The following is a 9027-nucleotide window of genomic DNA, read 5'->3' as shown; positions in this document are numbered from 1 at the left end:
AGCGGTCCGCGGCGATCACCTCGCAACCCAGGCGCTGCAGCTCGATGGCGACTTCCTTGCCGAGCTCGCCGGAGCCGAGCAGGAGCACGCGCGTGGCATGGGGAGACAGCGGGGTTCCGATCGTCGGCATGGGCGGGGCGCAGGCGGAAAGCGCACAGTCTAGGGCCCGTGGGCGAGGCCGGCATCCGCGCTCCCGTTCGCGCCCGGCAGCTGAACATCCCGATGGCGACCGTTCCATCGCCGCCTCGATACGCATGCACCGCACATGCGATCCTCCACGGATGGGTGGTCGCACGCAGGGGCTCCGGGGATGTCGTGGCATGGCGATCGTCGCCCTGCTCGGCCTCTCCGCGTGCTCGCGCGACAACGTGGACCGCGATGCGCGGATCACCGGGCTGATGCTCGATTCGCAGATGCGCGAAACGAGCGGGCTCACGGTATCGCGCGTGCATCGCGGCATCCTCTGGATGCACGACGATGGCGGCAATCCGGCGCGGCTGTTCGCGGTCAACCGCGATGGCGATCGCGTGGCCACCTATCGCGTCGAGGGCGTGCCGAAGACCGACTGGGAGGACATCGCGGCGTTCGCCCGCGGTGGCCGTCAGTACCTGATGCTGGCCGACACGGGCGACAACGGCGGCCTGCGTCGCACCCTGCAGCTCCATGCGATCGAGGAGCCGCGCGCGCTCGAGAACGCGCGGCTGCGTCCGGCCTGGTCGATCGTCTTCCGGTGGCCCGATGGGCCGCGCGACTGCGAGGCGATGGCCGTGGACGAGCGCCGCGGCGAGGTGCTGCTGATCTCCAAGCGCCGCCAGCCCCCCGAGCTGTTCCGCCTGCCGCTCGCACCGCGCATCGACCCGCCGGCCGTGGCCGAGCGCATCGGCCGGCTGCGCATGCCGCCGGCGCTGGCCCCCGGCGGCGGTACGGACGAACGGGCGCCCCTGGCCGCCCAGGTCACCGCGGCGGCGATCTCGCCGAGCGGCCGGCGGCTCGCGGTGATGACCTACCGCTACCTGCTGGTCTACGAGCGCCGCGGCGACGAGGACTGGGCACGGGCGGTGGCGCGACCACCCGGGGTGCACGCCCTGCCCTGGCTGCCACAGGCCGAGGCGATGGGCTGGGACGCCGACTCCCGCCACGTCTTCGTGACGGGGGAATTCGTGCCGGCCCCGCTGTACCGCATCGACGTGGACGCTGCCGACGAGCGGCAATAGGCTTTGATATCTTTCTGATATCGTCTTCTCACTCCTGAGGGGACCACCATGAAAGAGATCCAAGCCCGTTCGCTGTCCGGCATTCCCGTCCTGCTCGGCCTCCTGGTCGCCGGCGCGGCCGACGCCGCCTTCTTCCTCCGCTCGGTCTCCGACGGCTCGCCGGTCTCGGTGGCCATCGCGGTCGTGCTCGGCGTCGTCCTGTTCGTCTCGTTGTTCGGGCTCTACGTGGTCGAACCGAACCAGGCAGCGGTGCTGAGCCTGTTCGGCCGCTACGTGGGCACCGACCGCACCGACGGCCTGCGCTGGAACAACCCCTTCTATTCCAAGAAGAAGGTCTCGCTGCGCGTGCGCAACTTCGAGAGCGGCAAGCTCAAGGTGAACGAGCTCGACGGCTCGCCCATCGAGATCGCCGCGGTGATCGTCTGGCAGATCGTCGACTCCGCCGAAGCGGTCTTCAACGTCAACGATTACGAGAGCTTCGTGCACATCCAGGCCGAGTCCGCGCTGCGCACGATGGCCACGAGCTATCCGTACGACCAGCACGAGGACGGCCAGGTCGCGCTGCGCAGCCATGCGGCGGAGATCAGCAAGCACCTGGCCGAAGAACTCGCCGAGCGCCTCGCGGACGCTGGCGTCGCGGTCATCGATGCGCGCATCAGCCACCTCGCCTATGCGCCGGAAATCGCGCAGGCGATGCTGCAGCGGCAGCAGGCCAATGCAGTGATCGCCGCGCGCACCCGCATCGTCGCCGGCGCGGTGGGCATGGTCGAGATGGCGCTCGCCGAGCTGCAGAAGAACGGCGTCGTACACCTCGACGAGGAGCGCAAGGCGCAGATGGTGAGCAACCTGCTCGTCGTCCTCTGCGGCGAGCGCGGCACGCAGCCGATCGTCAACACGGGCTCGATCTACTGATGGACGGCAACGGCATCGCACTCGCATTCGCGCTCACCAGCGTGCCGGCGTTCCTCGTCGCGCAGTCGATCGCGCGCAGTGCGCAGCGACGCGATCCCGATGCGCGCGAGGCCAACCTCGCGCGCCTGCTCGCGACGTTCATGCGCATCGTCGGCGCGGTGCTGCTGCTCGGCGGCGGCGCGATGCTCTGGGCCGGCGCCGACACGGGGCGCATCGTGACCGTCGCGCTCGCCGTCGCGCTGCTGGTGAACGGCCTCGCGATCGCGATGCTCGTCGCGGTGGTGCGGGGACGTCGGGGATGAGCGAGAAGAAGGCCTATCCGCTGCGCATCAATGCCGAGGTGATCGCGGCGGTGCAGCGCTGGGCCGACGACGAGTTGCGCAGCGTCAACGCGCAGATCGAATACGTGCTGCGCGACGCACTGCGCAAGGCTGGCCGGCTGCCCAAGCCCGGCGTCGATGAAGATCCGGAAGGCGACGCGACATGAGCACGCGGTGGAACTACAAGGTGGTGGAACTGTCCTTCAAAATGTTCGGCGGCAAGTTCGTCGAGCGCGTGCAGGCGGAGCTCGACAAGCTCGGCGCGCAGGGCTGGGAACTGGTGTCCGTGGTGCAGGCCTCCCCGGCCGACGCGACGCGCCTGTATTTCAAGAAGGAAGCCTGAGCATGAGGCGCGCCACGTTGCGTTCGCTCGCGACGCTCGTCGCCGGTATTGCGATCGCGTTTTCCGCACATGCCGCCGGACCCGATGCACGCACCGTCGCGTTGCAGCTGCTCGATCGCCTCGAAGCCGGTCAGTTCGACGCCGCCGAGCAGGCCTTCGACGCGCCGATGCGCCAGGCCGTCCCCGCCGACAAGCTCGCCGCGATGTGGCGCTCGCTGCCCGCCGCGGCCGGTCGCGGCGATGCGCAACTGCGCGACCTCGACGGCGCCACGCTCGTCGCAGTGCCGCTGCATCGCGCCGGTGTCGACCTGCTCGCCCAAGTGGTCGTCGGCACCGACGGCGCGGTCAAGGGCTTCATGGTGCGGCCGCTGCCTGCGCCGGCCGCCCCCGCGCCGCCCGCCGACGCGACCTACGTCGAGCGTCCGCTCTCCATCGGCAGCGGCGAGCGCGCGCTCCCGGGAACGCTCGCCATGCCACGCGGCGCAGGGCCGTTTCCCGCGGTCGTGCTCGTGCACGGTTCGGGCCCGCAGGACCAGGACGAGACGATCGGCGCGAACCGCCCGTTCCTCGACCTCGCCCGCGGCCTCGCGGCGAAGGGCATCGCGGTGTTCCGTTACGCCAAGCGCACCCAGGCGCATCCGGGCGAGTTCGCCGGGCGCGATTTCGGCGTCGACCATGAAACGACCGACGACGCCATCGCGGCGATCGCACTGCTGCGCGCGCAGCCCGGCATCGATCCGGCGCGCGTTGTCGTGCTGGGCCACAGCCAGGGCGGCATGCTCGCGCCGCGCATCGCCAGCCGCGCGAAGGCCGACGGCATCGTGATGCTGGCGGCGCCCGCCCGGCGCCTGCTCGACCTGCTGCCGGACCAGAACCGTTACCTCGCCACGCTCGACGGGCGCGTAGACGATGCGGAAAAAGCCGCACTCGCGCGCATCGACGCGATGATCGCCGCGGTGCGCAAGGGCGGCGACGTCGCCGCGGCGGACACGCCGATGGGCCTGCCGGCCGCGTACTGGCGGTCGACCGATGCCGTCGATCCGGTCGCCGAAGCGAAGGCCACGCGCGTGCCGATGCTGCTCCTGCAGGGCGGCCGCGATTTCCAGGTCACCGCGCCCGACTGGGCCCTGTGGACCGGCGCCTTTGGCAAGGATCCGCGCGCCACGCTGCGCTTCTATCCCACGCTCAACCACCTCGGCATCGCCGGCGAGGGGCCTTCGTCGCTGGCCGAATACGGGCGTCCGGGCCACGTCGATGCCCGGCTCATCGACGACGTCGCCACGTGGATCCTGGCGCGCAAGTGATGCTCACCTGCGAAGGCGCGTCGAAATTCCAGTACACGCTGTGCGAGGCCGGCGAGCCGCGGGCCACGATCCGCATGCCGACGCGGCCGGCCCGGGCGCGCAATGCCGCGTTCGGCTTCGGCGAGCCGGGCTACGTGGCCATCGAGGCCGCGGGAGTCGCGCACCGCGTGGAGTACGAGACGTTCGATCCGGCCGAGGGCGGCCGTCGCCGCTACCGCTTCTTCCTGATGCGCGGCGACGCCGAGGTCGCCACGGCGACCGGGCAGCCCGGCCGGCCGCGCTCGTGGCGGATCGAGGCCGACGGCGTCGACGCCCGGCTCGTCGAGCGAAGTGGCCTCAGCCGGCTTCGGTTCGAACTCGTCGGCGGAGCGTCGCCCGGCGAGATCCGCGAGACGACGCGGCTGTTCGCGATCCGTCGCCGCTACGAGATCGAGGTGCCGGCCGGCGACCTCGCGCTGCGCGCATTCGTCTTCTTCATCGCGGTCAACGCGACCTATCGATGAGGCTCGCGCGCTCGGCGCGCCGTGGTTAACCTGCCTGCATGCGCCCGCGTCCCGACACGTTGATCAACACGCCGGAGATCGAGATCTGGCCGGCCCACCTCGTTCGGGCCCGCGGCAACAACGCGGCCCGCGAGCTCGCCGGCGCCGAGCGCGTGCTGCGCCGCAAGCACGACGGCCGCTTCCTGCTCGCGACGTGCGGCGACGCCGTGCGGCCGCTGTCGCCCGCGTGGCGACGCGAGCCGGGTCTCGACGGCGCGTTGCGGGCGCTCGCCACGGCCGGCACGCCGCAGCGGCACCGCGACCTGCCCCTCGCCCGCCTCGCGGCGCGCCTCGGCCGGCTCGGCCTCGACGCTGCGGCCTACGAGGCGCGCACCGGGCTGTCGACGGTCGCCGAGCCGTCCGCGCTGGCGTTCGCCGGACGCGACCGCTACCGCCGACCGCTGTGGCTGCGTCCGGCCGCCGCGCGCGCCTGGCAGGCGATGCGCGCCGATGCGATGCGGGACGGCGTCGTCCTCGATGCGATTTCCGGCTACCGCAGCCACGACTACCAGCTGGGGATCTTCGCGCGCAAATTGGCGCGCGGGCTCGGCGTCGACGAGATCCTGACCGTGAACGCGGCGCCCGGTTACAGCGAGCACCACGGCGGCCGCGCGCTCGACATCGGCACGCCCGGCGAACCGCCGGCCGAGGAATCCTTCGAAGCGACACCCGCCTTCGACTGGTTGGTGCAGCACGCTGCGCGCCACGGCTTCCGCATGAGCTATCCGCGCGACAATCCTCACGGCATCGTCTACGAGCCCTGGCACTGGTGCCTTGCACCGGGCATCACCGCCGGTCGCGTTGAATGAACCGCCGCACACGGGTGCAGGTGCTGGTCGCATTCATTGCCGCTGCGACGGGCGTCGTCGGCGCCTACACGGCGCTCGAAGGCATCCGTACGGTGGCGCGCGTCAGCGCGATCGCCTCGGCGTTCGGTGCGGGCGCGTCACTGGCTGCGGGGCTCGCGATCCTGCGCAGGCACCGCGGTTGACGACTGGCGCGCATCCGGTCAGTGGATTCGGTGCGGACGCGCTGCACGACCACGCCTGATCGGCCTTGCTCAACCCGCGGCTTCACTCCGACTCGAGCGCCGGATGACGGTCCGTCCCGTCCACGCCGCGAGGCGCTCAGTCCTGCGAACGCTTGATCGGCGGCTTCGCCGGGCCCGCGAAGTCGGCGATGCGCCACAGGTAGAAGGCGGCGTACGTGCGGAACGGCGCCCAGGCTTCGCCACGCGCGGCGAGTTCGCGGGGCGTGGGCATCGCGTCGAGCCCGTCGAGCAGTTGCACGCCCTTGCGGATGCCCAGGTCGTCGATCGGCAGCACGTCGGGCCGGCCCAGGCGGAACATCAGCATCATCTCGACCGTCCAACGCCCGATGCCGCGGATCGGCACGAGGGCAGCCACGATCGCCGACTCGTCCATCACCGACATCTGCCGCAGCGTCGGGATCTCGCCCTCGTGCTCGCGACGCGCGAGGTCCCGCAGCGCGAGCAGCTTGTTGCCGGAGACGCCGCAGGCGCGGAGGGTCGCATCCTCGCAACGCGCGAGCGTGTCGGCATGCAGGCGATCACTGGAGATCGCGGTTTCGACGCGGCCCACGATGGTCGCGGCCGCCTTGCCCGACAGCTGCTGGTAGAGGATCGCGCGGGCCAGCGCGTCGACGGGATCGAATGGGCGCCGCCAGCGCGGCTCCGCCTCGATCGGCCCGATCCGGCGCATCCACGCCGCGAGCCCCTTGTCGCCTCGGCGCAGGTGCCGCGCCGCCGCGTCCACGTCGAAGCCGCGCGCCCAGCGTGGCATGTCAGCCGCGCGCCCGGTCGAGCGCGACCAGTAACCAGCCGGCGATCAGCAGGCTGCCGCCCGCGGGCGCCAACCGCGTCGACCACCCCCAGGCATGCGCGGCGACGAGGGTGCCGGAAAACAGCACCAGGCCGAGCAGGATCGCGATACGCGCGAGCGCGCCGATGCGCCGCCCGTGCGGCACATACGCCACGAGCAGGAGGCCGTGCGCGATCGCCATCGCCGCGGTGGTGAACAGCCAGCGCTGCGCATCGCCGGCCGCGGCATGCGCCGCATAGGCCGACAGCGCGACGCCCGCGCCGCCTGCGAGGCCGCCGGCGACGCCGGGCCAGCGCGCGTGATCGGGCGTCATGTTGCGCGGCTCGACGAATCGCGACGCCGCAACGAAAAACGCGCCGCAAGCGGCGCGTTTTCGGAAGCGGGAGGGCTTACTTGACGGCCCACTGGACGGTGAACTGGCCCTGGTCGCTGAAGCCGGCATCGATGCCACCGGTCCAGATCTCGTACGGGCGATCCACCGTCGCGTAGCCGTGCGTCAGCGACCACGCGCGGATCGCGTCGCGCAGGCGCTGCAGGTTGCCCATGTCGCCCTTGAACGTGGTGCCCACGACCTTCGACGCGTCGTTGTAGGCGACCTTCACCGGCGTGCCCGCGACCTTGATGTCCGCGATGCGCTCGCCCGCGCCGGCCTTCTTCACCGGGACCGCGACGTCGAACGAATAGTTCTGCGAACCCTGCTCGTTGGTGATGATGCGCACCGGGCCGGCCTGCTCGAGGCCGTTCGACGCGATCACCTTGCGGATCCACTCGAGGTTCGAGTTCATCTGCGCCTTGATCTTGTCGCGGTCGATCGCGACGACGGCGCTCACGGTCAGCAGCGTCTCGGCCGGGCGCTGGCCCAGCGTCGGCAGCGGCGCCTCGTATTCCTTCGGCAGCTGGCTGTAGTCGATGTTCGGCACGCCGGCGAGCGCGTTCACCAGGCGGCCGAGGCCGAGCTTGATGTCCTCGCCCACGCTGTTGCTCACGTACAGGCCGGCGTAGCGCGCGATCGGATTGAAGCCGTAATCGACGTCGTACGTCTGCGTGATCTGGGTATTGCGGCCGCGGTTGCCGACCGGCTTCAGCGTGAACTCGCTGCGCTTGTTGCTGCCCGGCGACGCGGAGTCGATCGTGTAGAGGATGCGCTTGTTCGGCTCGCTCTCGCTGATCGTCCAGCTGCCGTCACCGACGCCGCGCGCCTCCGACGTCCAGCCGATCTTCGCGCCGACGCCCTCGTCCTTGCCCGACAGCTCGACCTTGGCGGCCGGGTCGTGCAGCAGGATCGGGTTCCAGTCCGTGAAGCGACGGGTGTTGTTGAGCAGGTCGAACGCGATCGGCACGCGACGGTTCGTCTGCACGGACGACGACAGGTGGCGACTGCTGGGCAGGAAGATGCCCACGATCACGAACAGTGCGAACACGATCGCGATGGAAATCAGGATCTCGAGCAAACGGGTCATTCAGGAGTTCTCCGGGGCCAGGCCCGCGCCGCCCGTCGCAGGACCGTGGCGCAGACCGCCAATCCTAGCAAGACAGCGGCACTGGCGTGAACGTTGGATGCGAACGGAATGGAACACCGTGTCACCTGCGGCCGCCGGAACGGGCCTGGCCGCTGCCGTGGCAGTCCGCCGTTGGCCTCCCCTAAGCCGCGCCGCCACGCGCCAAGCGGCGGCGAACGCCCCGGGCGGGTGGCGGCAGCGCACCAGCCGGACGGCCGCCGGGTGTGGTGCTGGGCCCCCGCGGCCCGGGCGCGACCGGCGCGCGCCCCGAGCGGCGCGCTCGGACCGTCGTCAGACCAGCTGGAGCTCGAACGCCTTCAGCACGGCGCGGGTGCGGTCGCGAACGCCGAGCTTGGAGAGGATGTTCGAGACATGGTTCTTGATCGTCCCTTCCGCGACCCCGAGCGAATTGGCGATTTCCTTGTTGGAGAACCCGCCGGCCATCAGCCGCAGGATTTCGGTTTCGCGCTCGGTGAGCGGGTCCGGGCGGTCCAGGCTCACGAAGTCGTTGCGCATGTGCTCCAGGCCGGACAGCAGCCGCTGGGTCACGGCCGGTTGCACCAGCGAACCGCCGTCGGCGACCGCCTGGATGGCGCCGACCAGCTGGTCGAGCGAGACGTCCTTCAGCAGGTAGCCCTTGGCACCGGCCTTGACGCCCGCCAGCACGAGCTGGTCGTCGTCGAACGTGGTCAGGATGATCGTGGGCGGCAGCTGGCCGAGCCGCGCCAGCGTCTGGATCGCCTCGAGGCCGGACATCGCGGGCATGCGCATGTCCATCAGCACCACGTCGGGCTTGATCATCGGGATCTGCTCGACCGCCTGCCGACCGTCGGAGGCCTCGGCGACGACGTCGATGCCCTCGGCGAGCGCGAGCAGGGAGCGAACGCCCTGGCGGACGAGGGTCTGGTCGTCGACCAGCATCACGCGGATGCGGCGATCGGATGGCGCGGTCATGCGGCAACTCCTTCTCGGACGGCCGGTACGGCCGCGATGGGCAGGACGAGCCGGAGGCGGAAACCCTCCTCCGGCCGGGTGTCGATGTCGAGGGTGCC

The 9027-nt window shown here is 71.0% G+C and carries 13 protein-coding genes and 1 pseudogene; 9 read left to right on the top strand and 5 right to left on the bottom strand.

Features of this window, described 5'->3' with window-relative positions; genetic code table 11:
- A pseudogene (locus ACY35P_RS14225) lies at window positions 1-130 on the bottom strand (formate-dependent phosphoribosylglycinamide formyltransferase); the annotation flags it as partial.
- 190 nt (window positions 131-320) lie between these two features.
- Here ACY35P_RS14225 and ACY35P_RS14220 point away from each other — a divergent pair.
- Genes ACY35P_RS14220 through ACY35P_RS14180 form a run of 9 tightly spaced genes read left to right on the top strand, consistent with a single transcriptional unit; the run spans window position 321 to window position 5626 of the window.
- A complete protein-coding gene (locus tag ACY35P_RS14220) occupies window positions 321-1214 on the top strand; it encodes a hypothetical protein (protein WP_462116495.1) in 894 nt (297 codons plus the stop codon).
- A 48-nt stretch (window positions 1215-1262) separates the two neighbouring features.
- Window positions 1263-2126 (top strand): SPFH domain-containing protein, encoded by an 864-nt coding sequence (locus tag ACY35P_RS14215; RefSeq protein ID WP_462116494.1) that lies wholly within the window; start codon window positions 1263-1265, stop codon window positions 2124-2126.
- Window positions 2126-2428, top strand: coding sequence for a hypothetical protein (locus ACY35P_RS14210; protein ID WP_462116493.1), 303 nt, complete (start codon window positions 2126-2128; stop codon window positions 2426-2428). Before ACY35P_RS14215 ends, ACY35P_RS14210 begins: the two co-directional genes overlap by 1 nt.
- A complete protein-coding gene (locus ACY35P_RS14205; RefSeq protein ID WP_462116492.1) occupies window positions 2425-2613 on the top strand; it encodes a type II toxin-antitoxin system antitoxin in 189 nt (62 codons plus the stop codon). Before ACY35P_RS14210 ends, ACY35P_RS14205 begins: the two co-directional genes overlap by 4 nt.
- Window positions 2610-2789, top strand: a complete 180-nt coding sequence (locus tag ACY35P_RS14200; protein WP_462116491.1) for a DUF4177 domain-containing protein — start codon at window positions 2610-2612, stop codon at window positions 2787-2789. The genes ACY35P_RS14205 and ACY35P_RS14200 overlap by 4 nt, the downstream gene beginning before the upstream one ends.
- Window positions 2790-2791: 2 nt before the next feature.
- Window positions 2792-4093: an alpha/beta hydrolase gene (locus ACY35P_RS14195; RefSeq protein WP_462116490.1), complete on the top strand. Its 1302-nt coding sequence runs from the start codon at window positions 2792-2794 to the stop codon at window positions 4091-4093.
- Window positions 4093-4596, top strand: coding sequence for a hypothetical protein (locus ACY35P_RS14190; RefSeq protein WP_462116489.1), 504 nt, complete (start codon window positions 4093-4095; stop codon window positions 4594-4596). The genes ACY35P_RS14195 and ACY35P_RS14190 overlap by 1 nt, the downstream gene beginning before the upstream one ends.
- Before the next feature lie 38 nt (window positions 4597-4634).
- A complete protein-coding gene (locus tag ACY35P_RS14185) occupies window positions 4635-5444 on the top strand; it encodes a M15 family metallopeptidase (RefSeq protein ID WP_462116488.1) in 810 nt (269 codons plus the stop codon).
- On the top strand, window positions 5441-5626 hold the full coding sequence (locus ACY35P_RS14180; protein ID WP_462116487.1) for a hypothetical protein: 186 nt from the start codon (window positions 5441-5443) through the stop codon (window positions 5624-5626). The genes ACY35P_RS14185 and ACY35P_RS14180 overlap by 4 nt, the downstream gene beginning before the upstream one ends.
- A 136-nt stretch (window positions 5627-5762) precedes the next feature.
- Here the strand turns inward: ACY35P_RS14180 and ACY35P_RS14175 are convergent, their stop codons facing one another.
- From ACY35P_RS14175 to ACY35P_RS14160, 4 genes are all read right to left on the bottom strand, one after another.
- Window positions 5763-6437 carry a DNA-3-methyladenine glycosylase family protein gene (locus ACY35P_RS14175; RefSeq protein ID WP_462116486.1) on the bottom strand — a complete coding sequence of 225 codons (675 nt, stop codon included), beginning with the start codon at window positions 6435-6437 and terminating at the stop codon, window positions 5763-5765.
- A gap of 1 nt (window position 6438) precedes the next feature.
- Complete coding sequence (locus ACY35P_RS14170) at window positions 6439-6789, bottom strand: DUF423 domain-containing protein (RefSeq protein ID WP_462116485.1); 351 nt, start codon at window positions 6787-6789, stop codon at window positions 6439-6441.
- 76 nt (window positions 6790-6865) lie between these two features.
- Window positions 6866-7936 (bottom strand): SRPBCC family protein, encoded by a 1071-nt coding sequence (locus tag ACY35P_RS14165; protein ID WP_462116484.1) that lies wholly within the window; start codon window positions 7934-7936, stop codon window positions 6866-6868.
- A 330-nt stretch (window positions 7937-8266) separates the two neighbouring features.
- Window positions 8267-8929 (bottom strand): response regulator, encoded by a 663-nt coding sequence (locus ACY35P_RS14160; protein WP_462116483.1) that lies wholly within the window; start codon window positions 8927-8929, stop codon window positions 8267-8269.
- Window positions 8930-9027 lie beyond the last annotated feature (98 nt).

The organism is Lysobacter xanthus (assembly GCF_047159895.1).
This window is presented reverse-complemented; position numbering and strand designations above follow the sequence as displayed.